The organism is Pseudomonas sp. VI4.1 (genome assembly GCF_002029345.1).
Classification (GTDB): domain Bacteria; phylum Pseudomonadota; class Gammaproteobacteria; order Pseudomonadales; family Pseudomonadaceae; genus Aquipseudomonas.
Map to the genome: position 1 here is coordinate 1 of NZ_MULM01000096.1, position 23,361 is coordinate 23,361.

Below are 23,361 nucleotides of genomic sequence, written 5' to 3' on the forward strand. Positions count from 1 at the left end.
CACCGACGATGCCTACCGGGACGTGGTTGAGGGTGGAGTGACCCAGCGCGACGTCCGCCAGGCATTCCACTGCCAGATCAGCCGTTGCGCGCCAGGCCAGAATCGGCATCTGCACCTGTATCCGCCGCGACAGCTTGAGCGGCATGCCAACCTCCGCGGCGACGCCTTGGGCAAGCTGCTCGACCTGTTCTTCCAATTGATTGGCGATACCGCGCACATAGTCTGCGCGGGTGCTGACGGGCAATGTCGACCATGATGCAAAGGCGTTTTTTGCCGCCCGAACGGCCAGGTGGATTTCTTCGCGCGTGCCGTGGGCGACTTGCCCCAGCTCGGTGCCGCTTGCGGAATCGTGGATCCTGGTGATTTCGGCGGATTGCGCCGCCGTCCAGATGCCATCGATCAGGTGATGTTGATAGGCAGTCATTGAGTGATTCCTTTACGTGCACGCGCGTCCAGAAACGCGCTCATCAGGGTATGGGGCTCGCCACTGGCGTAGCATTCGAGCTGGGCGCGAATGCCTGCCGTGCAGGCATCGTCAAAGCCCGGTTGGGTCAGCGCGCGAAAGCGCTGTTTGGATAAACGGATGGCGGTTGCGGGGAGTTGTGCCAACGTGCGGGCGCGTGCCAATGCAGCGCCGATCACGTCCGAGGCCTCAAGCTCGGTGACCAGGCCGATCTCATGGGCACGCTGGCCACTCACCAGTTCACCGGACAACGACAGCTGTGTGTTGTGGCTCAGGCCGACGTGCAATGACAACAAATAGGAGCCGACGATGCTGGCCAGACCGGCTTTTACTTCCGGTTGACCAATCCGGGCATCAGGCGCCGCTATACGCCAGTCGCCGCAGAGCGCCAGTTGCATCCCGGCACCGGCGGCGACGCCATTGATGGCGACCACGCAAGGTTTGTCCAGGTCGCGTACGGCCTGATACATGGCGCGTTGCGCGTTCAGCCACGGGGCAATCTGCTTCCAGTCGACTGCGCTCGCTTCTGCCAGATCCTGCCCGGCACAAAACGCCCGGTCACCGGCGCCGGTCAGCACCAGCGCCTTGACTAGCGGATCCCGATTGAGCTGCGCCAGCGTATCGATCAATGCGCTGCGCAGGGGTTGATTGACGGCATTCAGGTTGGCAGGACGATTGAGCGTGACCAGTGCCACCTGATCCTGGATCTCCACCAGGACGCTGCGCGGTTGATCGAGATGACCGATGTTCATGGTGCCTCCCGGTATTCGATAACCGCGTCCACAGCCACCACGCCCTCGGCCAGCACCATGACCGGATTGACGTCGACGCTCAGCAGATTGGCCTGGTGTTGCAGGGCAAAGTTGCCCAAGGCCACGGCAGCCCGGGCCAGGGCATCGACATCGAGTGCCGGCTGGCCGCGAGCGCCCTTGAGCACCGGGGCAATGCGCAGTCGGCTGATCGCTTCCAGCGCCTGTGCCTGCGTGAACGGGGCGAGCAACGAAACGGTGTCCTGGCGAATCTCGACCAGGGTTCCACCTTCACCGATCACCACCAGCGGGCCGAACAAGGGATCGACGACGACGCCGAGCATGAACTCATGCAGGCCCTTGACCGAACGCGCGACGATCAGCTGTCCATGGGGCACACCCAGCTTGTCCAAAGCGCCCAGGCACAGGCGTGCCGCCTCTTGCACTGCTTGCGGATCGGCGAGGTTCAGATGAACCAGGCCGTGTTCGCTCTTGTGCGGGACCTGCGCTGCGCACCCCTTGATGACGATGCGTCCACCGAAGTCGGCGGCGATACGTGCGGCACTGTGAGGGTCGTGGCACACCGCGTGCTCGACCACCGGTACACCGGCATCCGCCAGCAATTGCAGGCTGATAGCCTCGTCCAGCAGGCCGGTGTGCAAGCCTGGCTGCGCGGCCGAAGAGGCGGGCAGGGAAGCCCTTAGCCATTGGCGATGAGAAGCCCCTTGCCATTGGCAATGCCGGGCATACTGATGAAGCGCCTCTACCGCGTCGCTTTCATTGCGAAAGCTCGGCACACCCGCTTGCTGGAAGTGTGCTCGAACATCGGCCTGCGGCGCGGTCATTACCACGGGCCTGCCGGTCTGGCGCATGAACCGGGCGGTGGTTTGCGCCAGTCCTGGCACGTCGTAGCCCGGGCCTGCCACGGGGATCCCGATGAGGAACATGTCCGCCTCCGGGTCATCGCCAAGCGCTTGCAGAACGGCAGGAAACATGGCGCCGTTGCCGAGCAGCGCCGCGGTGAGATCCAGCGGGTTTGCAGCGCTGGCAAAGTCGGGAATCAGGCTTTTCAATCGTGCAGTGGTACCCGCGGCCAGCTCGGTCAGCGGCAGCCCGACACGTTCAGCGGCATCGGCGCACAGCACCCCCACTGCACCGCTGTGACTCATCACTACCGTGCGTCCGGCACCGGGCGCAAAGCCGTCGAGATACAGCGGCGCTGCGTTGACCAGTTCGTGAATATCGTGGGCACGCCAGATGCCGTGCTGTTCGAGGAAGGCATCGAGGGCGCCGTCCTGGCCCACCATGGCTCCGGTGTGGGAGGCTGCGGCGGCAGCGCCCTTGTGACTCACGCCGCCCTTGAGCAGCACGATGTGCGTGCCGTTCCGGCGGGCGATGTGTGCGGCCTCGGCGAGCAGCAGCGGGTTCGAAACGGTTTCCACGTACACCAGAACCAGGCGAATGTGCGGGTCGTCCACCACTAGCCGGGTCAACTCCGAAACGCCCAGGTCCGCATCGTTGCCGGTGGCTGCCAGGTAGCGCACGCCATAACCCTGCTCACGCAACATCGCGTAGGGCATGACACTGGCCGCGCCACTTTGACTGACAATCGCGATGGGCCCGTCCGCCGGGGGCACTTCCATGAACATGGTGCTGAAATTCAGCACCGCACCGTTGGCAAAGTTGGCCAGGCCTTGAGCGTTGGGTCCAATCAGGCGCATGCCGTGCAGGCGGGCAAATTCCACCAGTTCATTCTGCACCTGGCGCCCGCTTTCACCGGTCTCGGCAAAGCCTGAAGCCATGACCACCGCGGTGGCGACACCGAGCCTGGCGCAGGCCTTGATGGCTTCGACGGCCGCCAGACCCGAGACCGCGATAATGGCCGCCTGCGGAATAACGTCGAGTGCGCCGAAGATCGGCGTAGCAGGGCAATCCTTGAACCGTCTCGCGGTTGGGGTTGATGGGCAGAATGCGGCCGGCGTAACCGAACGTGCGCATGTAGTGAATGGGCCGTCCACCCACTTTGTTGGGATCATCCGACGCGCCAATGATGGCGACGCTTGAAGGGTCAAACAGCGACAGCGCTGTTGAACCCTCTTTATTGTTATGGGCCATGGGAGCTCTCGATTCTGCGGGTTGGCTTCAGGTCTGATTCCAGTCTAGGGAGAGGGGTGCCCATGCGGAAGCGTCATGCAGGCGATATCAGATACATCAAAAAGTGATGGCTGCAGCCATGCGTGTGGTTTATGTTTCGACCTCTGGAAGGGGCGACGAGGACAAGGCCGATGAATCTGAAACAACTGCAAAGCGTGCTGTTGATGGACGAACTCGGGTCTATTTCCCGAACAGCGGTTGCGCTAGGCACAGCCCAGTCGCTGGTCAGTCGCCAACTGGCGCAACTGGAGACGGAGTGGGGCGATCAGTTGTTCGTGCGCACCGGGCGCGGCTTGGTCGTGTCGGACTTCGGACGGCTGGTGCTGCCAGAAATCCGTTTGTTGCTGGCGCAGGCCGAGCGCCTGGAAACCTTGGTCAGGGAATCCTCGGGCGTCCCGGCGGGGACGGTGCACATCGGTGTCCTGCCGTCGATGTCGAGAAAGCTGCTGCCGATGCTGTTCACCGAGTTGCAACGCCACGCGCCTGGCGTGCGCCTGCATGTGGTGGAGGGGTTCAGTGGCGACCTGGATGAACAACTGGCCGCGGGCGCCCTGGACCTGATAGTCGTCAACCGGTATGGCATCTCCACCGCTCGCGACGAAGAGACGCTGGGCGTGGTCGATACTTACCTGGTGGGCAAGGCGGGAAGCCTTGCTGGAGATGGAACGTCGATCGCGTTTGGTGCGCTGGCGGGTTTTCCGCTGATTTTGCCTTCCAGGCCCAATGGATTGCGGACAACGCTCGACCAATTGGCGCGTAAACATCAGGTCGCCTTGAACGTGGCTATCGAGGTCGACACGCTGAACGCAATGAAGGATGTCGCGGCGGTCGGAGGCGCGTTCACGATCCTGCCTTTTCTGGCAGTACAGGACGATGTCGAACGCGGATTGCTGGATGCCGTGAGGATCGACAAGCCGCAGATCAAAAGAACGATCGCCTTGGCGTTCACTCACCAGCATCCGTTATCCAAGGCGGCTAGAGTCGTTGGAGGATATGTCCGTGAGCTGAGTCAATCGTTGCTGGCTTAGGGGGCGGGCGTTCAATGGCAATAGAGACGCCGGCTTCATTCATGTATTTCACCTTCATAGGAGCGGCTGCGGCGTGCTTGGCGCTGATCTCTTCGATTGAGCGATAGCAGCCAAACCAGCGGCAACTGTGCAACGATCACCGTGACCACACCCACCCAAGGCGTGAGGGCGATCTGTCCGTTGTCGACCAGGACACTGCCGCTGGTTTCTCCCAGGGCGATGCCCAGGTTGAATGCCGAGATGTTCAGCGCCGAAGCGAACGCCACCGCCTGTGGGGTGAAGCGCTCGGCGGTGGCCAGCATCCCGGCCTGCGCAGCAGGAGACAGGCCGAAGGCCAGCGCGCCCCAGAAAAACAACATCACCACCATCGGCACTTGATAGGGCAGCAACAGCGCGACGGCGGCCAGTACCACTGCCAGCAGGACGAAGATCATGCGCAGTGCCGGTTGCCAGCCCATGGTGGCGGCCAGCCGGCCGCCACCGAGATTGCCCGCCAGTGTCGCGATGCCGAATACGACCAACAGTACATTGGCGGTGGCGGTGGAAAAACCGCTGATGTCGGTGAGGATCGGCGTGATGAAGGTGAACGCTGCGAAGCTTGCGCCGAAACCCAGCACGGTTACCGCCATCATCGCCAGAATGGCTGGATGCCCGAGTGCCGCCAGTTGAGTCAACGCCTTTCCCGATGGCGGCGTTGGCACGTCAGGCAACCACCGGGCGGTAGCCACCAGGGCCAATGCCGCCAACAGCGCGACGGCATAAAACGGCAGTCGCCAGCCCATGTCGTTGCCCAGGAAACTGCCAAGTGGCACACCGACAACCATGGCCAGCGTCAGCCCGGCGAACATCGCGGCGATGGCTTTGCTTGATTGTCCCTTCGGCGCCAGGCTGGCGGCGACGGTGGCGCCGATCGCGAAGAAACTGCCATGGGCGAGCGCAGTCACAATGCGTCCTGCCAACAGCGAGGGGTAATCGGTGGACAGTGCCGCCAGCAGGTTCCCCCCCAGAAACAGCGCAATGAGGGTCAACAGCACCGGTTTTCGCGGCAGGCGTGCCAACGCCAGAACCGTCAATGGCGTACCGATGGCCAGCGCCAGCGCGTACAAACCTACCAGGCTGCCTGCGCGCGCCAGGGGTATGTCGAGGTCAGTGGCGATAGCGGGAAGAATGCCCACGACAATGAACTCGGCCATACCGATAGCGAAGGCGGTCACCGCCAAGGCCAGCACGCCGGGATGAATACGTTGCATTCGGGACTCCATTGAGTAAAACGACAGAGCCCCGATGATCCCGACGATTGCTTTTCAGGGGAATAGGCGCCGGCCAGCGGCGACTAAAGTTTGAGCATGTCGAACATTTCCCGCATGGCCTGGGTCGCCAGCTTGTGCAGCGCATTTTTCGGCAAGCGTGACGCCGGTGCGGCGACGCCGAGTGCCGCGACGACCCGACCTTGCAGGCGCAGGGGCAGCGCTACGCAATTGAGCCCTGCCTCGGCTTCTTCCAGGTCCAATGCATAGCCATCCGTGACGATGCTTGCCAGTTCATGCTCCAGCTCCACAGGCAGCAATTGCGCTCGGCGCAAACTGCGGCGCAAGTCTTCGTCGAACGCCAGGAAGATCTTGCCGATGGCCGAGGTGGTCAGCCCTGCGCGGCGTCCACGCGGGCTGGTTACGCGCAGGCTGCCGGTGCCTTCAAGGGCATCCATGTAGAAGTATTCGCGAGTGCCGCAAGGTGCCGCGAGAAAACAGGTTTCGCCAGTGCGTTCAGCCAGGGTGCGTAGACAGCAGGGGCAAAGGCTTCGCGCAGTAACGCATCAGCGTCGTTCAACGGCTGCGCTATCTCCCGCAAACGCAAGCCCAGGGCGTAGTGCGTGCCGCGACGGGCGATGTAGCCCATGGCGGCCAGGGTATTGAGCAGTCCGTGCAAGGTGCTTTTGTGCAAGCCCGATTGCGCCGCAAGGTCTACCAGGCGGATTTCGCCACCGGCCGCCGCGATGGTCTCAAGAATCATCATCGCGCGTTCGACGGACTGGATGCCTTTGTTCTCGTTGATCATGTGCGCAACTTTCGTTTTCCTGTATCGAGTCTTCGGGCCACGAAGCGTCACTGGCTCGTGGCCCGGCCGGAGTCCTGGCGCTCAGGATTTCAGGGGTTCCTGAAGCAAGGGCGCGCCGCGGTTGGCCATCAATCGCATGATTAGCCACGCCGTCAAGTAAGAACTCGCACACACAATGAAAATCAGGTTGTAGCCGAGGGTGAGATTGTCCAAGGCCTTGTAGTGTTCCAGAACGATGCCGACGATCAAAGGAAAGATCATCCCGCCCACTGAGCCCGCCGTGCCGCCAATGCCCATGACCGAGGCGACTTGCGAGCGGGGGAACTTGTCCGCGACGGTGGTGAACAGGTTGGCCGACCATCCCTGGTGGGCTGCGGCCGCCAGGCTCAACAGGCCAACCATGACCCACATATTGTCGATATAGCTGGAGAAACCGATCGGTAACACCAATACCGCCATGATCAGCATTGCGCTGTTGCGTGCTTTTTCCGTCGACCAGCCAGCGCTGATCATCCGCGACGAAAGCCAGCCGCCGCCGACACTGCCGATAGAGGTCGCGCAGTAGACAATCATCAGTGGCAGGCCCAGGTGCTTGAGGTCCAGTTCGAAGCGGCTGGAGAAATACGACGGCAACCAGAACAACATGAACCACCAGATCGGATCGGTGAGGAACTTGCCGGTGACGAACACCCAGGTCGAGCGCAGCTTCAGCAGATCGACCCATTTGACCTTGTCGGCGGGTTCGACCTGAGCCCCCTGATTGATGTAGGCCAGCTCGCCGGCACTGATCCGTGGATGTGCGGCAGGGGAATGGTAAAAAATCTTCCAGAACACCAGCCAGACAAAACCGGTCAGGCCGGTAATCACAAATGCCGATTCCCAGCCGTAGGTGGCGGCCAGCCAGGGCACGCAGGCGGGCGCCAGAATCGCGCCGACGCTGGTCCCGGACGTGAGAATGCCGACGGCCAGGGCGCGTTCTTTTTTTCGGGAACCACTCGGACACGGCTTTGATCGCCGCCGGGAAGTTGCCGGATTCGCCAAGCCCCAACAGCGCCCGCATGTACATGAAACTCAAGGTGGACTGCGCCGCGGCATGGCCGATCGCCGCGAGGCTCCAGACCGCGATGCACAGGCCATAGCCGAGCTTGGTGCCCAGCCGATCGATCAGTTTGCCGAAGACCAGCAAGCCGCCCGCGTAGCTTGCTTGAAATACGATGACCAGGTAGCTGTAGTCCGTTTCGCTCCAGTGAAACTGTTGCTCCAGCAGTGGCTTGAGCAGGCCGAGCACCTGGCGGTCGAGGTAGTTGATGGTGGTGGCAAAAAACAACAGCGCACAGATTTGCCAGCGGTATTGATGGGACATGGGAGCCTCGCTCTTTTTATTGTTCTTCAGGACGTTTAACAGCAGCCTTGCAAGCGTTCAGCACAGGTGTGCAGGACGTCGGCTTCGTCGCGTCTCCACCAGGTATCACGGGAAAATATTTCCACTTCGATGGCGCCGTCGTAACCGGCCGCTTCCACCTGTTGGCGAATGCCGCGCAGATCGATCACGCCATCGCCCATCATGCCGCGATCCAGCAGCAGGTCCCGGGTGGGCACCAGCCAGTCGGACAGGTGCAGGCCCAGGATGCGTTTTTGCGCGCCGGCGCGGTGGATCTGCTCGTGCAGCTTGGGGTCCCACCAACAGTGGTAAACGTCCACCGCGACGCCCAGGCTGTGGCAGGTTCCCGGCTCCAGCATGTCGCACAGGTCCAGGGCCTGTTCCAGCGTCGACAGGCAGGAGCGGTCTGCCGCATACATCGGGTGCAGGGGTTCCAGCGCCAGTGAAACCTGATGCTGCCTGGCATGCTCAAGCAGCCGGGCCAGGCCTTCGGCTACCTGATCCCGTGCGGCCGACAGGTCCCTGGAGCCGTCGGGCAAGCTGCCGACCACCATGATGAACGACTGCGCGTGCAATTCGGCGGCCTCCTCAATGGCCCTGAAGTTGTCGGCCAGGGCGGCGTCGAAGCCCTGACGCGTGGCGGCCGGAATGAAGGTGGAGCGGCAATAGGCATTGACCTTGAGTCCGGCGTCGCGCAAGTGCCGGCGCACCTGGCCAGGCGTGCGGCCCTGCAAGTCCCGGCGCCACGGGGCGACGTAGCCAAACCCCGCGCGGCGATCAGATCCAGGGTCTGCTCGAGGGGCAGGCGATGACCGAGGGTGGCGGTATTGATCGAGCAACGATCGAGGCGGTTTTCCAGCGAACGGTATGACATTCAATTCTCCACGGTTGCCGAGGGTTCGGTTGCGGAGCGCAGCCATTGCGGCGCTCCGCGGCCAGCCTTAAACGCCGACGCCATATAGCCCGAGGAAGGTTTTCATCCGGCTCACGGCGAGTGCCGGATCGCTGAGCAGTCCTGCCTGGTCGGCGAGGCGGAAGATCTCGCAGAAGTAGGGCAGGGGCCGCATGGCTTGCTGGCCACCCAGCATGATGAAGTGTTCCTGGTGGCCATTGAGGTAGGCCAGGAACACCACGCCGGTTTTGTAATACTGGGTGGGGCTGCTGAAGATCAATCGCGCCAGTGGCACGGTAGGGTTGAGGAGTGCGTAGTAACGAGCCAGGTCGCCTTCGGCCAAGGCCGCCAGCGCGTGGGAGGCAGCCGGTGCAATGGCATCGAAGATACCCAGCAAGGCATGGGAAAAACCTTGTTCGTCGCCAGCGATCAGTTCCGGGTAGTTGAAGTCGTCGCCGGTGTACATTTTCACCGACTCGGGCAAGCGCCGACGCAGGAGGATTTCCTTCTCTTTGTCGAGCAGCGAGATTTTGATCCCGTCGACCTTGTCGGCATGCTCGTGAATGATTTCAAGGCAGGTTTCCAATGCCTCCTCATACTTCCGGCTGCCCCAATAGCCCGTCAAGGCGGGGTCGAACATGTCGCCCAGCCAATGCAGAATCACCGGCTGCCGAGCATCGGACAGCACCTGGCCATAGACCTTTGTGTAGTCTTGCGGACCCTTGGCGACCCGCGCCAAGGCACGACTGGCCATGAGGATGATGCGTCCATCGAGCTTGTCGATGGCGCTGTGCTGCTCGTCGTACGCCTTGAGCACATCGTCGAGCGAGTTGGCATCGCTTGCGGCCAACTGATCGGTGCCGCAGCCGGAAAAAATCACGGCATGCTGGATGTCGCGGGTTTCTTCTAACGTGCGCTTGATCAGTTCCAGCGCCGTTGGCCAGTCCAGGCCCATTCCGCGCTGGGCGGTGTCCATCGCCTCGGCAATGCCCAACCCTTGCTGCAACAGGTAACGTCGATAGTGCAGGGTTTGTTCCCAGTCGATGGCGGCTTTGGTGCCAGGCTGGCTTGCGCTTAACGGATCGGCGACGACGTGCGCGGCGGACAACGCGATCCGGTTGGCGGGCAAGGGTCTTGCAGGCGGCAACAGCGGCTCGCCAGTCAGTGTGTAACGCTGCAGCGGACGGTCCGCGTCAGAGGTCAACAACTCGATTGTCAAAGGCATGGGCTTAGCTCCTGGCAGATTAAAACTTCGGAATCAGCAGACCACCGTCCACCGGCACTGCTTGGCCTACGGTGTAGGGCAAGCCCCCCGTGGCCATGGTGGTGACGACCCGCGCGACATCTTCGGGCTGTCCCCAGCGCTTGATGGCAGTCAGGCCCCGTTCGATTTCGGCGTCGTAGCGCGCCTTGGACGGCACCGTCATTTCGGTGGCAATCAGTCCCGGCTGTACCTCGTAGACGCCGATCCCTTCATCCGCCAGGCGCACGGCGAACAGGCGCGAGGCCATGGACAAACCGGCCTTGGAAATGCCGTATTCGCCGCGCAAGGTCGAAACCGCGTGCACGTTGGAGGAGGTGATGGTGATGATGCAGCGATGCTGTTCGCACGGTGTTTGCCGCCGCAAGCGGCGGGCGAAGGCCTGGGTCAGAAAGAACGTGCCCCGGGTGTTCACCTGATGGCAGCGATCAAAACTCTGCGGGCTGACCTCCAGCAAGTCACCGCGTGACAGCACCGACACCCCGGCATTGTTGACCAGGCAGGACAGCGCACCGATCGCTGCCTGTGCCGCGTCCAGCAGCGTTTCATGGTGCTCGATGGCCGAGATGTCGCCGGCCAGTGCAACGGCGTTGGCACCCAGGTCGGTCGCCAGGCGTACGGTTTCCAGCAAGGCCTCATCGACCTGCAGATCCACCACGGCCAGATCGAAACCGGCTTGCGCCAGGCCCACTGCAATGGCGCGGCCGATGCCACCGCGTGCGCCGGTGACCAGCGCGGTTGGACGCGGCATCATGTGCGTGCTCCATGGTTGAACAGCTCGCGGGCGATGATCGTGCGCTGGATCTGGTTGGTGCCTTCATAGATCTGGGTGATCTTGGCGTCACGGTACAGACGCTCGACTTCAAAACCACGGATAAACCCGCTGCCGCCAAACAGCTGCACGGCATTCGCCGTTTGCGCCACGGCGACGTCGGCGGCGAAACACTTGGCCATTGAACAGGCAATCGTGGCGTTGTCGGCGCGGTCCAGACGATCCGCCGCATCGAGTACCAGCAGCGTGCGGCGCGAATGTCCTTGGCCATGTCCGCCAGGATCCACTGCACACCCTGGTTTTCGGCGATGGGCTTGCCGAATTGTTTGCGCTGCGGCACGTACTCGAGCGCCGCTTCGAGCCCTGCCTGGGCAATGCCGACCGCGAGCGAAGCGATACCGACCCGGCCCTTGTCCAGGGCACTCATCATGATGTGAAAACCACGACCTTCCTGGCCGAGCAGGGCATCGGAGGGCAGTTCGACGTTGTCGAAGTTCAGCCGCCGACCTGCGACGCGCGTTGCCCCATCTTGTGTTCTTTGGGGCCTTTGGAGACGCCCGGCAGATGACAATCGACGATAAAAATACTCATGCCACGCTTGCCCGCTGCCGGGTCGGTGCGTGCCAGCACGAACGCCAGGTCGGCCACCGGCGCGTTGTGAATCCACAGCTTCGAGCCGTTGAGCAGCCAGCCGTTCTCGGTGCGAACCGCCGTGGTGCGGATACCGGACACATCCGAACCGGCTTCAGCCTCGGTGATGCAGTACGCCGGATGTTGCTGTGCGCTCAGCAGTGACGGCAGAAAACGCTCGCGTTGCGCGGCGCTGCCGTGCACCGACAGCAAGGTGCCAATGAGTTCCAGCAGGCCGCACTGGTCGGCAACCGAGGCATAGCCGCGCGACAACTCTTCCATCACCAGCGCATAGGCAATGGTATCCAGGCCAGTGCCGCCAAATGCCTCGGGCACAGTAATGCCGAACAGGCCCAGTTCACCCATCTGCCGGTACAGCGCGGCGGGAAAACTTTCGTCGTGATCGAGCTTTTCGGCCAGCGGACGGATCGCCTGGTCGGCAAAACGGCGGGCCACGTCGCGGATCTGCAGGTGAGTCTCAGAAAGCTGCATTGTTTTTTTCCTTTCTGTTGCGCGATGGGAAAGACCTTCATCGCTTGGGTTGTGTTCTTTTTTCAGCTGGATTAAAGTGGATTTAAGTAACCAACCGGTTATTTATTTAATGCGTCCTTTCGGAAGGCGTCAAGCGCTCTCTGAAAAAATCGGTTTCGATTGCAGCAAGCGGATTGATGAGGAAAAAACAATGAAAAGAAGCTGTTCATCAGCGTCGGATGTGGCCAGCCGGATTCCCGACGGAGCCACCATCGCGGTCTGCGGTTCGGGGACTCTGCTGGAACCTGACGCACTGCTCGCAGCCATCGAGGATGCGTTTCTGCGTACCGGCCACCCCTGCGGGCTGACCGTGGTGCATGCCCTGGGCATTGGCGACGGGCAGGGCAGCGGTCTGGAGCGGCTCGCTCATGAAGGGTTGGTGACCAAGGTCATCGGCGGGCACTGGAGTTGGTCGGCAAAGATGCAGGCGCTGGCGCGCAATAACGCCATCGAGGCTTACAGCCTGCCCGCCGGGGTGATCATGAGTCTGATGCGCGAAATCGGTGCGGCGCGCCCGGGTCTGATCACCCATATCGGCCTCGGGACGTTCGCCGATCCGCTGGTTGCCGGCGGAAAATGCAACGCGCGGGCCACCGACGCCATCGTCGAGCGCCTGGACATAGAAGGCAAAACTTACCTGCGCTACAAGCCGTTCAAGGTCGATGTGGCGATTGTCAGGGGCAGCCTGGCCGACCCGAGCGGCAACATTACCTTGTGCCACGAAGCGGCGGACCTGGATGCCTACGCCCTGGCGCTGGCGGCCCACAACAGTGGCGGCAAGGTCTATGTGCAGGTGCGTGAACTGAGTGACAGCGCTTTTGTGCCGGCGCGACTGGTGCGGATTCCCGGCGTGCTGATCGATGAAGTGGTGGTCGTGCCCGAGCAACGCCAGTGTGTGGCGGCTGACTACGACCCGGCCATCAGTGGCGAATGCCTTGCGCAATCGGCTGAGGCCGAGCAAGCCATCCCCGACGACATTCGTCGGATCATCGCGCAACGCGCCGCGGATGAATTCATGCCCGGCATGTCCTTGAATTTCGGGTTTGGCATTCCGGGCGGCATCCCTTCATTGCTCGCCGAACGCGGCTTGCAAGACAGCTATTGGGGCAGCATCGAGCAGGGCATTCACAACGGCCGGATGATGGGCGGCGCGATGTTTGGCGCCGCGCGTTACCCGCAAGCGATTGTGACGTCCCTGGATCAGTTCGATTTCTACAGCGGCGGCGGGGTGGACCTGGCGTTTCTCGGCATGGGCGAAATGGACAGTCAGGGCAACGTCAACGTGTCGAACCTGGGGGGCACGCTGGTCGGCCCCGGTGGTTTTATCGACATCACCCAGGGCGCGCGCAAAGTGGTGTTTTGCGGAGCGTTCGAAGCCAAGGGTCTGGAGGTGGCGAAGGTCGGCGTCGAGTTGCAACTCAAGCGCCTCGGCGAGGTGCCCAAGCTGGTGGAAAAAGTCCGCCACATCACCTTCAGCGGCCCGCAAGCCGTGCTCGCCGGACAAGAGGTGCTCTATGTCACGGAGCGCGCCGTGTTCAGGCTGTTGCCCGAAGGCATTGAGTTGATCGAAGTCGCACAAGGCGTCGATATCCAGCGTGACGTGCTGGATCGCATGGCGTTCGCGCCGATCGTACGTGAAGTGAAAGTGGCGGGGCTGGCGTGATGGCGGCCCCTTCCGGCTTGCACCTGAGCGAAAAGGGGCTGATGCGTCGCGGGCTCTCAGTCGGGGCGCAGCATGCCGAGGATCGTCTGGATGTTGAAGTCGATACGGGTTTGCAGCGCTTCGGGGGACATCAGGTCGAAGCCATAGATGATCTCGCCGGTGAAACGGTTGTTGAGGTAGTAGTAATTGATCGCTGCAATCGTGATGTTCAACTGGATCGGATCGATGCCTGCGCGGAACACGCCTTGGGCGACACCGCGATCAAGGATCTCGGCAACCATCGACACCATCGGCGCATGCATGTCATGCATCTTTTCCCGGGAGCGCTTCAGGTGCGCGGCCTTGTGCAGGTTCTCGCTGTTGACCAGGGTCAGGAAATGCGGGTTTTTCAGGTAGTACTTCCAGGTGAAGCTCACCAGTTTGCGGATCGCTTCCACCGGCTCCAGTTCTTCGAGCTTGAGCTTGCGCTCGGCCTGGCGGATGTCTTGATAAGCCAATTCAAGTACCGCTTCGAACAAGCCTTCCTTGTTGCCGAAATACTCGTAAATCATCCGTTTATTGGATTGGGCTCGCAGCGCGATGCTGTCAATGCGAGCACCGCCAAGGCCCAATTTCGCAAACTCGATTTTGGCCGCATTGAGAATTCTCAGGCGCGTGGCATCGGAATCGCGAGTCGGTCGGACCGACACCTCTTCGGTGGGTTTCTTGGGCATTTAAAACGCTCTCCGGAGCATAGGTACTGTTCCTCATACGCTGCCAGGAAGTGGCGCAGCGGTAAGGGCGATGAGCTTAGCCGTGGGGCACCCGGCTGACAAATAAAGCTTAGCCTGCGGCTTGCATGTAAACAACTGGTTAGTTATATATCTTTGGCGGGCAGCCCATTCTCTTCGAATTGGAGCAAGGGCCGCCTGAATCGAACGCTGTGCAGAGGACGTTTTTGTGAATAACAACAATGGCACCACCCGGATCAATCAACTGCCAACGCAGCCGCGACACTTCGACATGTTCATCGATGGGCAATGGACCCAGGGTTCGGCGCTCAAGCAGGTGACGCGCCTCAGCCCTGCGCACAATGTGCCGGTCAGCGTCTATCCATCGGGGGGCGTGGCGGATGTCGATCAGGCGGTGGCGGCTGCCCGGCAGGCTTTCGATCACGGACCCTGGGCCAGATCCGCGGCGGACTTGCGCGCCACCGTGTTGCTGCAGACTGCCGCATTGATTCGGCAGAACAGCGAAGAACTGGCGCTGTGCGAAACCCTCGAAACCGGAAAGCCGATCAATCAGTCCCGTGGTGAAGTGCTCGCTGCCGCGGCTATCTGGGAGTATGCCGCGGGACAAGCCAGGGCGCCTGCACGGTCACTCGTTCAACAACCTGGGCGAGACAATGCTCGGGCTGGTGACGCGTGAACCCGTCGGTGTGGTGGGCCTGATTACTCCGTGGAACTTTCCGTTTTTCATCCTCGCAGAACGCTTGCCCTTCATTCTCGCCTCGGGCTGCACCGTGGTGGTAAAACCCAGCGAGCTGACGTCCGGCACCACCTTGATGCTGGCCGGGCTGTTGAAACAGGCCGGCTTGCCCGACGGCGTGGTGAATGTGCTGACGGGGCCGGGGTCGGTGGTGGGCCAGGCGATTTCCGAACATGCTGACCGTCGACATGGTGTCGTTCACCGGTTCCACTGAAGTCGGTCGCCTGACCATGGCCGCCGCTGCCGGCAACATGAAGAAAATCGGCCTGGAATTGGGCGGCAAAAATCCGCAGATCGTCTTCGCCGACGCTGATCTGGATGCAGCGGCCGATGCGATTGTCTTCGGCATTTGCTTCAACGCCGGGCAGTGCTGCGTCAGTGGCAGCCGCTTGGTGGCGCATCGCAGCGTCGAACAGCAGCTGACCGAAAAAATAGTGGCGTTGATCGAAAAAGTGCGGATCGGCGACCCGCTGGAAGAGTCGACGCAGGTCGGTTCGATCACCGAGCAACGCCATCTGGAGCGCATCCTGGGTTACATCGAGCAAGGCCGCAAAGAGGGGGCCGAACTGGTTTATGGCGGTAGCCGGATCGAATCCGCGCAAGGGCTTTATCTGCAACCGACGGTCTTCAGCCAGGTGACTGCACAGATGGTCATCGCCCGCGAAGAGATCTTTGGCCCGGTATTGACCATTACCGCGTTTGACGATTTCGACCAGGCCATGCGCCTGGCCAACGACACACCGTTCGGCCTGGCCGCGAGCATCTGGAGTCGCGACCTGCAGACCTCATTGCAAGCGATGCGGCAAATCAAGGCCGGGCGGGTGTGGGTCAATACCACCATTGCCGGCGGTCCGGAATTGCCTTCCGGCGGCTTCAAGCAATCGGGTATCGGACGGGAAACCGGTCGCTACGGGGTTGAGGAATACACTGAACTCAAGTCTGTCCACGTGCAGCTGGGTGAGCGCCCCCGCTGGGTTGAAGCCTGAACAGCGTCAGTACAAAAATAAGACTGGAGACAACAAAATGTACGATTTCGTCATTATCGGCGGTGGTTCGGCCGGTTGCGTACTGGCCGCGCGGCTGAGCGAGCCGGCGGATGTCCGAGTACTGCTGCTCGAAGCCGGGCCTGCCGACACCAACCCTTACATTCATATGCCGGTCGGCTTTTTCAAGATGACCGGTGGTCCCCTGACCTGGGGCTATGACACGGTAGCGCAGGGCGATATCCAGAATCGCTCGATTCTGTTTCCCCAAGGTCGCGTCCTGGGCGGCGGCGGCTCGATCAACGCGATGGTCTATACCCGCGGCAACGCCAGGGACTACGACGATTGGGAGCAGGAGGAGGGGTGTCGCGGCTGGTCTTACCGCGATGTGTTGCCGTATTTTCGAAGGGCCGAGGACAATGAGCGGTTCTCCAATGAGTACCATGGCACCGAAGGGCCCCTGGGTGTCTCCGATCTGATCACGGTCAACGAACTGACGAAGGCGTTTGTGCGGTCTGCCCAGGAGGCCGGTATCCCGTATAACGCCGACTTCAATGGCGCCAGGCAAGAAGGCTGTGGCACCTATCAAGTGACGCAACGCGGCGGGCGCCGTTGCAGCGCGGCGCAAGGCTATTTGAGCAAGATTCGCAATCGACCCAACCTGACCATCCAGACCGAATGCCTGGTTACGCGGATTCGTATCGAGAACGGTCAGGCCACCGGCGTGGAGTATGTCCAGGGCAGTGGTTCACGGGAGGTGAAGTTCGCCGCGGCCGAGCGCGAAGTGGTGGTCGCCGCGGGCGCAATCGGCTCACCGAAAATCCTGATGCTGTCGGGGATCGGCCCGGCTCAGGAGCTGGCCAGCCTGGGCATTGCCGTGCAGCAGGATTTGCCGGGTGTAGGGCAGAACCTGCAAGACCATTTCGACATCGATATCGTCTACGAACTCAACGGCTCGCAGAGCCTGGACAAGTACGCCAAACCGCACATGATGCTGATGGCCGGGCTGGAATATAAGCTGTTCAACAAAGGCCCCGTGACCTCGAACATCGCCGAGGCGGGTGCTTTCTGGTACGGCGACTCGCGCTCCAGCACGCCTGACCTGCAGTTTCACTTTTTGCCGGGGGCGGGTGTCGAGGCCGGGATCCCACCGGTTCCCTCTGGTTCCGGCTGTACGCTCAATTCCTACTTCCTGCGCCCTCGAAGTCGCGGCAGTGTCCGCTTGCGCAGCGCCGATCCGCTGCAACCACCGTCGATTGATCCCAACTACATCAGCGACCCTTATGACCTGCATGTGTCGGTCGAGGGCATCAAGCTCAGCCGTGAAATCATGGCGCAGCATTCGCTGAGTCGCTACCTCAAGTCCGAGCATTTCCCCGGCAGCAGCGTGCGCACCCAGGCGGACTATGAAGACTATGCACGACGCTGTGGGCGCACCGGTTATCACCCGGTCGGGACCTGCAAGATGGGGGTCGACGACATGGCGGTGGTCGACCCGCAACTGCGGGTGCAGGGCGTACAGCGCCTGCGCGTGATCGACTCTTCGGTGATGCCGCGACTGATCAGCGCCAACACCAACGCACCTTCGATCATGATTGCCGAAAAGGGCGCCGACCTGTTGCTGGGGCGCACGCTGGCGCCTTCCGAGGTGCAAGTCAGGGGCGGCCGTCAATCCCGGGATCAAACTGTGTAAGGCCCGGGTTCCTGTGCATCGAGCACTGTTTTTGATGCGCAGGAACTTGAGCGCTATCGACCATCCGTAGATTTTTTTACCCCTCCAATCGCTAAGGATTGCATCCTCGCTGCAATAGTTTTATAAATAACTAGTTGGTTACTAAAAATACAATAAAACGCTAATCACCCGGTGCGGCGCACCCGGAGGTCACATGAATAACAACAATGAAAATGATCCAGTCCGGCTCCTGGAAATGAGCCGTCGCAAGCTGCTGATGGGGGCCGCCAGCCTGGCTGGAGCCGGCGCGGTGGCAGGTTTGTTTCCCACACTGCTGTGGGCCCGGACGACGCTGACTTTTTCCAATTCCTTTCGTTCGTTGACCAATCCCTACCACGCGACTTTCAATCGGGGCGGTGAAACCTATGCCGCCAGTCAGCAGCTGCCGTACTCCCCGCTGGTCACCGAAGGCAACAGCCAGAAGGGCATCGCCGACATTCGCGCATTGATCGCCAAGACTGACGGCAACCTCGTCCTCAACGTCGAACCGAACGATTCCGCCGACGCCCGGGTCATCATCGAGCAATGCGTCAAGGCCGGCGTCTACGTCACGACCATCTGGAACAAGCCGGATGACATGCATCCCTGGGATTACAGCCCGTATTGGGTGGCACACATTGCCGAGGATGGCGAAGCGGTGGGTGAGGCCGTGGCCACCGAGCTGTTCGAGGCGATGGGGGGCAAGGGCGGCATCGTCGCGTTGGGCGGTATCTTCAGTAACGTTGCCTCGATCGGACGCCGGCAGCGGTCTCGACGCCGCCTTGAAAAAATACCCGGACATCAAGCTGCTGGATTTCCAGGCGGCCGACTGGAGCGCCAACAAGGCTTTTCCGATCGTGCAGTCGTGGCTGACGCGTTTTGGCAGCGAGATCAAGGGCATCTGGTGCGCCAATGACGACATGGGCATGGGCGCGCTTGAGGCGTTGCGCGGCGAAGGGTTGGCCGGTGCGATTCCGGTGGTCGGGATCGATGCCATCGAGCAGGCCGTAGAAGCCATTCGTACCGGTGAATACATCGCGACCTCCAGCCTCGATCCGTACTGGCTCGGCAGCATGGGTCTGGCCTTGGCCCATGCGGCCAAGACCGGTCGACTGGATCCGGCCAAAGAGCCTCACGAGCATCGCGAGTTCTATGTGCGTCCGCAGCTGATCACGAAGAATAACGTCGAGGCGTTTTACGCGAGCAGCGTGAAAGCGACGCCGGCCGTCGATGTCACCGATTTCTGGGGACGGGTTGCCGGGCCCATTCGCTACAACTCGTAAGCGTCCAGTCACGGTCTTGCTTGTTCCTGCAGCCCCTGAGGGGGCCGTTTTTCACGTTTGTTCACGGAGTTATCGTCATGGTCCGCCTGCGACGGTTTTCATCGCTTATTGTCCTGCTGCTCATCGGCCTGATCATTGGTTCGGTCAATCCCAATTTCTTTGACCCGATGAACCTGGCGCGAATCGCCACCACGTCTTCGATCCCGCTGCTGATGGCGTTGGGTGGAATGTTTGTGATCCAGATGGGCAGTATCGATCTGTCCGTCGAAGGGGTTGTTGCGGTCTCGGCGGTCTGTCTCGCCTTGCTGATCGGCAACAACCTCAATAGTCACGCCATTGGTTTCTGGGCGCTGCCGCTGGCGATCCTGGTTGGTGCCTTGACCGGTCTGATCAACGGCCTGTTGCAGGTCAAGCTGCGCATCCCTTCGTTCATGGCGACGTTGGGCGTCGGCTTCGTCGGTATTGGCCTGGCCACGGCGTTACTGGAAGGCAACACCGTGCGGGTGCTCGACATGAATATCCGTGCGATTGCCCTGCATCGCTTGATGGGCTTGCCGTTATCGGTGTGGATCGTGGTGCTGGCGCTGGGCGTCGCTCACTTCGTTTCCCGGCACACCGTATTGGGCCGTCACGCCTTGGCCATTGGCGGCGGGGAAGACCTCGCGCGGCTCAACGGGGTTAACGTCAACCGCACGCGAATCACGGTTTTTGCCTTGGCCGGTGCCTTCTACGGACTCGCGGCCATTCTCGCCGTCGCCCAGTTCGGGCAAGGGCATGCGTTGATTGCGCAAGGCCAACTGTTCACGGCGATCACGGCGATCGTCGTGGGCGGCGCCTCATTGGCTGGCGGCAATGGCAGCCCGTTGGGAACCTTGCTGGGTGTCTTGATCGTGGTGGTGGTCAGCAACGGCATGGTGCTGATGGGCGTCGCGCCTTACGTCCAACAAGGCGTGCAGGGCGTGTTGATTATCACGGCTGTCGCCATTGCCCTCGACCGTGCGAAAGCACGGATCGTCAAGTGAGGAGGCCCCATGCTCACGCTCAATAATGTGTGTAAACGGTTCAACGGCATCACGGTGCTGAAGAACATCTCGCTTGAAGTGCGCAAGAACGAAGTGGTTGGGTTGATCGGCGAAAATGGCGCAGGCAAATCGACGCTGATGAAGATCCTGACCGGAGTCTACCAACCGGACGAAGGTCATCTGGAGCTGGACGGTTCGCCGATCGTGCTGGACGGGCCCCGTGGCGCAACGGCGAACGGCATTGCGATGGTGTATCAGGAGCAATCGATCCTGCTCAACCTGTCGGTGGCGGAGAACCTGTTCATGGGCCGCGAAGACGAGTTCTCGCGTTTCGGGTGCTTGAACTGGAAAAAACTGCACCGTGCAGCACGCCTGCAATTGGCCAAAGTCAATCTGGATATCGATCCGGGTCTGCTGTGCAGTGAGTTGAGCTTCGGTCAACGGCAGATGATTGAACTGGCCAAGGCCCTGGCGCTGGAAGAGCGCACGGAGGGGCATTTGGTCATCCTGCTGGATGAACCGACTTCGGCACTCGAACAACGGGAAATCGACACCTTGTTCCGCTTGGTGCGGCAACTCAAATCCCGTGCATCGTTCATTTTCGTGTCCCATCGACTGGACGAGTTACTCGACCTCAGCGATCGGGTTTATGTGATGAAGGATGGTGAAGTGGTGGCAGAAATGCCCGCCGCCGAGGCCTCGAAAGAGCGCCTGCACACCTTGATGGTCGGTCGTTCGCTCCACGCGGAGTACTACCGCGAATCCCTTCAGCAGCCGTGTTTGACCGAGGTGGTGATGTCGGCCCGCGACCTGGCACTGGAAGGCAGTTTCTCTGGCCTGGACTTCGATCTGCATCGCGGCGAAATCCTGGGTATTGCCGGGGTCATTGGCTCGGGCCGTGAAGAGTTGTGCCGGGTACTGGCCGGCTTGATGCCCAAGAGTCGCGGTGAAATCCAGGTGCAGGGCCAGCGTCTGGATGGGGCAGGGCCGGGACCGGCGATTCGCGCCGGAATCGGCTACATCCCCCGTGAGCGCAAGGTCGAAGGCATCGTATCAATGCTCAGCGTGGCGCAGAACATGACCTTGGCACGCATCGGCCAAGTGACCTCGTTTGGCCTGCTCGACGAGCGCAAGGAGCGCTCGATCGCCGAAGACTGGATCAAGCGCCTGAGCATCAAGACCCCCGGCCCCGATGCTTTGCTGCTCAACCTCAGCGGTGGCAACCAGCAAAAAGTGGTGTTGGCCAAATGGCGCAACGCCGGGTCGACGATTCTGATCCTCGATCACCCGACTCGCGGGCTGGATGTGGGCGCCAAGGAAGACGTTTACCAGTTGATTCGCGAAATCACCGCCCAAGGCGTTTCGGTGATTCTGACCGCCGACACCCTGGAGGAAATGATTGGCTTGAGTCACCGGATCCTGGTCATGCGTGACGGTGAAGTTGCCCAGTCCTTCGACTGCCTGCCCGGCGCCAAGCCGCAGCAGGTAGACCTGATCCAGTACATGGTTTGAGAGAGCACAGACATGCCCATTTCACTTAGCGGATTTCGTAGTCAGGCGCCGTTGTTCGCCTTGATTGTCCTGGTGGCACTGATCGCCGGGTATGACCCCGGTTTCATTCAACCCAGCGCGGTGCTCGGCCTGATTGCCGACACCTCGACATTGTTTGTGATGGCGACCGGTATCACCTTTGTCTTGCTGATCGGGGGTATCGACCTGTCTTCCCAGGCGGTGGCATCCATGGCCAGTGTGATCGTTGCGCTGCTGTTGCCGGCCTACGGGTTCTGGGCCTTTCCCATTGGCCTCGGCCTGGGAATCGCGACGGGGGCACTCAGCGGGGTGTTGCATACGTGGCTGCGGCTGCCCTCGTTCATCGTCACCCTGGCGGTTGGCGGGGTCGTCACCAGCATCACCATGCTCGCGTCGAACAACCGTACGATCAATATCGACGGCGCCGAACGCGACGCCTAGTTTGGTTGGGTCAGCGGCCAGACCGCTGGCGTTCCCAATGAAGTGTGCGTGGCGTTCCTGGTGTTGCTGCTGTGCGTCTTTCTGCAGCGCAAGACGGCTTTCGGGCGGTTCAGCAACGCGATCGGTGCTGGCGAACCCGCGGCCTGGGCCTCGGGTATCAACGTGACCCGAATCAAGATCATGACCTTCGCCGTCTCGGCCGGCCTGGCGGCGTTGTCCGGCATCATCATGGCCGGGCGGCTGTCCAGCGGTTCGCCGACGCTGGCCAATGAGTTTTTGCTGCCGGCAATCGCTGCGGTACTGGTCGGTGGCACCGCGTTGACCGGTGGCGTCGGGAGTGTCTGGCGAACGCTGATCGGCGCGCTGCTGGTGTCCGTCGTGCGGATCGGCATGACATTTGTCGGCGTCAGCGTATTTGCCCAGCAGATTGTCTTCGGCGTGATCCTGATCATCGCCGTGGCCTTCACCATCGACCGTTCGAAGCTGCCGGTCGTCAAGTAACACATCCCGAAATGATGGAAAACAGCAATGAAAATCCTCGTGTCAATCAAACGCGTTGTGGATTACAACGTGAAAGCGGGTCAAGGCGGACCATTCCGGCGTCGACCTCGCCAACGTCAAGATGTCGATGAACCCGTTCTGCGAAATCGCCGTGGAGCAAGCTGTTCGCCTGAAAGAGCAGGGCATTGCCAGCGAGATCGTCGTTGTCAGCGTCGGCCCGTCCACCGCCCAGGAACAACTGCGCACCGCGCTGGCCCTGGGTGCCGACCGCGCCATCCTCGTCGAATCCGCCGAAGACCTGACGTCGCTGGCCGTTGCCAAGCTGCTCAAGGCGGTTGTCGACAAGGAACAGCCCCGGCTGGTGATCCTTGGCAAACAAGCCATCGACAGCGACAACAACCAGACTGGCCAGATGCTCGCTGCATTGAGCGGCTACGGTCAGGGCACGTTCGCGTCCAAAGTCGAAATCAGCGGCGACACCGTTGCCGTGACTCGCGAAGTCGACGGCGGCGCGCAGACGGTTGCCCTGAAACTGCCGGCGATCGTCACCACCGACCTGCGTTTGAACGAGCCGCGCTACGCGTCGCTGCCAAACATCATGAAAGCCAAGAAGAAGCCTCTCGAAGTAGTGACTGCGGACGCTTTGGGCGTTTCCACCGCCTCCACCAACAAGACCGTCAAAGTCGAAGCGCCGGCTGCACGCAGCGCAGGCATCAAGGTCAAGTCGGTGGCTGAGTTGGTCGAGAAACTGAAAAACGAAGCGAAGGTGATCTGAATGACTATTTTGGTGATTGCTGACTATTCCAAAGACGCGCAGGACAACACAGTGCTGGCCCCGGCCACG

Annotated in this window: 23 protein-coding genes and 4 pseudogenes; 12 read left to right on the top strand and 15 right to left on the bottom strand. The window is 61.3% G+C overall.

Going from position 1 to position 23,361, the window contains the following annotated elements; genetic code table 11:
- The 4 genes from BZ163_RS04570 to BZ163_RS35340 form a co-directional block, all read right to left on the bottom strand.
- Positions 1-424 (bottom strand): aldehyde dehydrogenase family protein (locus BZ163_RS04570; protein ID WP_128869949.1); only part of this gene is annotated, 424 nt, incomplete at its 3' end.
- Entirely contained in the window at positions 421-1,215 is a 795-nt protein-coding gene (locus BZ163_RS04575; RefSeq protein ID WP_128869950.1) for an enoyl-CoA hydratase/isomerase family protein, read from the bottom strand. The genes BZ163_RS04570 and BZ163_RS04575, both read right to left, overlap by 4 nt.
- Positions 1,212-3,014: an acetate--CoA ligase family protein gene (locus BZ163_RS04580; protein WP_371916783.1), complete on the bottom strand. Its 1,803-nt coding sequence runs from the start codon at positions 3,012-3,014 to the stop codon at positions 1,212-1,214. The genes BZ163_RS04575 and BZ163_RS04580 overlap by 4 nt, the downstream gene beginning before the upstream one ends.
- Complete coding sequence (locus BZ163_RS35340; RefSeq protein ID WP_256578931.1) at positions 2,986-3,327, bottom strand: CoA-binding protein; 342 nt, start codon at positions 3,325-3,327, stop codon at positions 2,986-2,988. The genes BZ163_RS04580 and BZ163_RS35340 overlap by 29 nt, the downstream gene beginning before the upstream one ends.
- 170 nt (positions 3,328-3,497) lie before the next feature.
- Here BZ163_RS35340 and BZ163_RS04585 point away from each other — a divergent pair, with 170 nt between their 5' ends.
- The gene (locus BZ163_RS04585) at positions 3,498-4,394 is read left to right on the top strand and encodes a LysR family transcriptional regulator (RefSeq protein ID WP_128869951.1); all 897 of its coding nucleotides are present in this window, start codon (positions 3,498-3,500) and stop codon (positions 4,392-4,394) included.
- 35 nt (positions 4,395-4,429) lie between these two features.
- Here the strand turns inward: BZ163_RS04585 and BZ163_RS04590 are convergent, their stop codons facing one another.
- From BZ163_RS04590 to BZ163_RS35370, 10 genes and pseudogenes are all read right to left on the bottom strand, one after another.
- Complete coding sequence (locus tag BZ163_RS04590) at positions 4,430-5,644, bottom strand: MFS transporter (protein WP_128869952.1); 1,215 nt, start codon at positions 5,642-5,644, stop codon at positions 4,430-4,432.
- 83 nt (positions 5,645-5,727) lie between these two features.
- Positions 5,728-6,099: an IclR family transcriptional regulator C-terminal domain-containing protein gene (locus BZ163_RS35345; protein ID WP_256578932.1), complete on the bottom strand. Its 372-nt coding sequence runs from the start codon at positions 6,097-6,099 to the stop codon at positions 5,728-5,730.
- Positions 6,063-6,449, bottom strand: coding sequence for a helix-turn-helix domain-containing protein (locus tag BZ163_RS35350; RefSeq protein ID WP_256578933.1), 387 nt, complete (start codon positions 6,447-6,449; stop codon positions 6,063-6,065). The genes BZ163_RS35345 and BZ163_RS35350 overlap by 37 nt, the downstream gene beginning before the upstream one ends.
- An 81-nt stretch (positions 6,450-6,530) precedes the next feature.
- Positions 6,531-7,490: an MFS transporter gene (locus BZ163_RS04600; RefSeq protein WP_256578934.1), complete on the bottom strand. Its 960-nt coding sequence runs from the start codon at positions 7,488-7,490 to the stop codon at positions 6,531-6,533.
- A pseudogene (locus tag BZ163_RS35355) lies at positions 7,486-7,812 on the bottom strand (MFS transporter); the annotation flags it as partial. The pseudogene BZ163_RS35355 and the gene BZ163_RS04600, both read right to left, overlap by 5 nt.
- A gap of 35 nt (positions 7,813-7,847) precedes the next feature.
- Positions 7,848-8,750 (bottom strand): sugar phosphate isomerase/epimerase, encoded by a 903-nt coding sequence (locus tag BZ163_RS04605; RefSeq protein ID WP_256578935.1) that lies wholly within the window; start codon positions 8,748-8,750, stop codon positions 7,848-7,850.
- 21 nt (positions 8,751-8,771) lie between these two features.
- Positions 8,772-9,947 carry a dihydrodipicolinate synthase family protein gene (locus BZ163_RS04610; protein WP_128869953.1) on the bottom strand — a complete coding sequence of 392 codons (1,176 nt, stop codon included), beginning with the start codon at positions 9,945-9,947 and terminating at the stop codon, positions 8,772-8,774.
- 19 nt (positions 9,948-9,966) lie between these two features.
- Positions 9,967-10,737: a 3-ketoacyl-ACP reductase gene (locus tag BZ163_RS04615; RefSeq protein WP_128869954.1), complete on the bottom strand. Its 771-nt coding sequence runs from the start codon at positions 10,735-10,737 to the stop codon at positions 9,967-9,969.
- Positions 10,734-11,185: pseudogene (locus tag BZ163_RS35360) on the bottom strand (acyl-CoA dehydrogenase family protein). Before BZ163_RS35360 ends, BZ163_RS04615 begins: the two are co-directional and overlap by 4 nt.
- Positions 11,186-11,250: 65 nt before the next feature.
- Positions 11,251-11,877: an acyl-CoA dehydrogenase family protein gene (locus BZ163_RS35370; protein ID WP_256578937.1), complete on the bottom strand. Its 627-nt coding sequence runs from the start codon at positions 11,875-11,877 to the stop codon at positions 11,251-11,253.
- Between the two features lie 190 nt (positions 11,878-12,067).
- On the opposite strand from BZ163_RS35370, the gene BZ163_RS04625 reads away from it, so the two are divergent.
- On the top strand, positions 12,068-13,579 hold the full coding sequence (locus tag BZ163_RS04625) for an acyl CoA:acetate/3-ketoacid CoA transferase (protein WP_128869955.1): 1,512 nt from the start codon (positions 12,068-12,070) through the stop codon (positions 13,577-13,579).
- A 56-nt stretch (positions 13,580-13,635) separates the two neighbouring features.
- Here BZ163_RS04625 and BZ163_RS04630 read toward each other — a convergent pair whose 3' ends face one another.
- Complete coding sequence (locus tag BZ163_RS04630; protein ID WP_128869956.1) at positions 13,636-14,292, bottom strand: TetR/AcrR family transcriptional regulator; 657 nt, start codon at positions 14,290-14,292, stop codon at positions 13,636-13,638.
- Between the two features lie 226 nt (positions 14,293-14,518).
- Here BZ163_RS04630 and BZ163_RS35375 point away from each other — a divergent pair, with 226 nt between their 5' ends.
- The 10 genes and pseudogenes from BZ163_RS35375 (at position 14,519) to BZ163_RS04665 (ending at position 23,292) form a co-directional block, all read left to right on the top strand.
- Positions 14,519-14,986, top strand: a complete 468-nt coding sequence (locus BZ163_RS35375; protein ID WP_256578938.1) for an aldehyde dehydrogenase family protein — start codon at positions 14,519-14,521, stop codon at positions 14,984-14,986.
- Positions 14,976-15,260: an aldehyde dehydrogenase family protein gene (locus tag BZ163_RS35380; protein WP_256578939.1), complete on the top strand. Its 285-nt coding sequence runs from the start codon at positions 14,976-14,978 to the stop codon at positions 15,258-15,260. The genes BZ163_RS35375 and BZ163_RS35380 overlap by 11 nt, the downstream gene beginning before the upstream one ends.
- On the top strand, positions 15,220-16,032 hold the full coding sequence (locus tag BZ163_RS35385) for an aldehyde dehydrogenase family protein (protein ID WP_256578940.1): 813 nt from the start codon (positions 15,220-15,222) through the stop codon (positions 16,030-16,032). The genes BZ163_RS35380 and BZ163_RS35385 overlap by 41 nt, the downstream gene beginning before the upstream one ends.
- 37 nt (positions 16,033-16,069) lie before the next feature.
- Positions 16,070-17,722, top strand: a complete 1,653-nt coding sequence (locus BZ163_RS04640) for a GMC family oxidoreductase (RefSeq protein WP_128869957.1) — start codon at positions 16,070-16,072, stop codon at positions 17,720-17,722.
- Positions 17,723-17,915: 193 nt separating this feature from the next.
- Positions 17,916-18,656, top strand: a complete 741-nt coding sequence (locus BZ163_RS36330) for a substrate-binding domain-containing protein (RefSeq protein WP_371916784.1) — start codon at positions 17,916-17,918, stop codon at positions 18,654-18,656.
- Complete coding sequence (locus BZ163_RS36335) at positions 18,550-19,023, top strand: substrate-binding domain-containing protein (protein WP_371916785.1); 474 nt, start codon at positions 18,550-18,552, stop codon at positions 19,021-19,023. The genes BZ163_RS36330 and BZ163_RS36335 overlap by 107 nt, the downstream gene beginning before the upstream one ends.
- A gap of 77 nt (positions 19,024-19,100) precedes the next feature.
- The gene (locus BZ163_RS04650; protein WP_128869958.1) at positions 19,101-20,045 is read left to right on the top strand and encodes an ABC transporter permease; all 945 of its coding nucleotides are present in this window, start codon (positions 19,101-19,103) and stop codon (positions 20,043-20,045) included.
- 9 nt (positions 20,046-20,054) lie between these two features.
- Positions 20,055-21,557: a sugar ABC transporter ATP-binding protein gene (locus tag BZ163_RS04655; protein ID WP_128869959.1), complete on the top strand. Its 1,503-nt coding sequence runs from the start codon at positions 20,055-20,057 to the stop codon at positions 21,555-21,557.
- 12 nt (positions 21,558-21,569) lie between these two features.
- Positions 21,570-22,517: pseudogene (locus BZ163_RS04660) on the top strand (ABC transporter permease).
- Between the two features lie 27 nt (positions 22,518-22,544).
- Positions 22,545-23,292 (top strand): annotated as a pseudogene (locus BZ163_RS04665) (electron transfer flavoprotein subunit beta/FixA family protein).
- The last annotated feature ends 69 nt before the right edge of the window (positions 23,293-23,361 follow it).

Bases quoted from the DNA above. Each gene is read 5' to 3' on its own strand.
- BZ163_RS35350 (WP_256578933.1), bottom strand. From the start codon at position 6,449: ATGATCAACGAGAACAAAGGCATCCAGTCCGTCGAACGCGCGATGATG.
- BZ163_RS35345 (WP_256578932.1), bottom strand. From the start codon at position 6,099: ATGGATGCCCTTGAAGGCACCGGCAGCCTGCGCGTAACCAGCCCGCGT.
- BZ163_RS04610 (WP_128869953.1), bottom strand. From the start codon at position 9,947: ATGCCTTTGACAATCGAGTTGTTGACCTCTGACGCGGACCGTCCGCTG.
- BZ163_RS35340 (WP_256578931.1), bottom strand. From the start codon at position 3,327: ATGGCCCATAACAATAAAGAGGGTTCAACAGCGCTGTCGCTGTTTGAC.
- BZ163_RS04655 (WP_128869959.1), top strand. From the start codon at position 20,055: ATGCTCACGCTCAATAATGTGTGTAAACGGTTCAACGGCATCACGGTG.
- BZ163_RS04590 (WP_128869952.1), bottom strand. From the start codon at position 5,644: ATGCAACGTATTCATCCCGGCGTGCTGGCCTTGGCGGTGACCGCCTTC.
- BZ163_RS04580 (WP_371916783.1), bottom strand. From the start codon at position 3,014: ATGGCTTCAGGCTTTGCCGAGACCGGTGAAAGCGGGCGCCAGGTGCAG.
- BZ163_RS04575 (WP_128869950.1), bottom strand. From the start codon at position 1,215: ATGAACATCGGTCATCTCGATCAACCGCGCAGCGTCCTGGTGGAGATC.
- BZ163_RS04625 (WP_128869955.1), top strand. From the start codon at position 12,068: ATGAAAAGAAGCTGTTCATCAGCGTCGGATGTGGCCAGCCGGATTCCC.
- BZ163_RS04630 (WP_128869956.1), bottom strand. From the start codon at position 14,292: ATGCCCAAGAAACCCACCGAAGAGGTGTCGGTCCGACCGACTCGCGAT.
- BZ163_RS36330 (WP_371916784.1), top strand. From the start codon at position 17,916: ATGAATAACAACAATGAAAATGATCCAGTCCGGCTCCTGGAAATGAGC.
- BZ163_RS35370 (WP_256578937.1), bottom strand. From the start codon at position 11,877: ATGCAGCTTTCTGAGACTCACCTGCAGATCCGCGACGTGGCCCGCCGT.
- BZ163_RS04585 (WP_128869951.1), top strand. From the start codon at position 3,498: ATGAATCTGAAACAACTGCAAAGCGTGCTGTTGATGGACGAACTCGGG.
- BZ163_RS04640 (WP_128869957.1), top strand. From the start codon at position 16,070: ATGTACGATTTCGTCATTATCGGCGGTGGTTCGGCCGGTTGCGTACTG.
- BZ163_RS04605 (WP_256578935.1), bottom strand. From the start codon at position 8,750: ATGGCTGCGCTCCGCAACCGAACCCTCGGCAACCGTGGAGAATTGAAT.
- BZ163_RS04650 (WP_128869958.1), top strand. From the start codon at position 19,101: ATGGTCCGCCTGCGACGGTTTTCATCGCTTATTGTCCTGCTGCTCATC.
- BZ163_RS04615 (WP_128869954.1), bottom strand. From the start codon at position 10,737: ATGATGCCGCGTCCAACCGCGCTGGTCACCGGCGCACGCGGTGGCATC.
- BZ163_RS35385 (WP_256578940.1), top strand. From the start codon at position 15,220: ATGCTGACCGTCGACATGGTGTCGTTCACCGGTTCCACTGAAGTCGGT.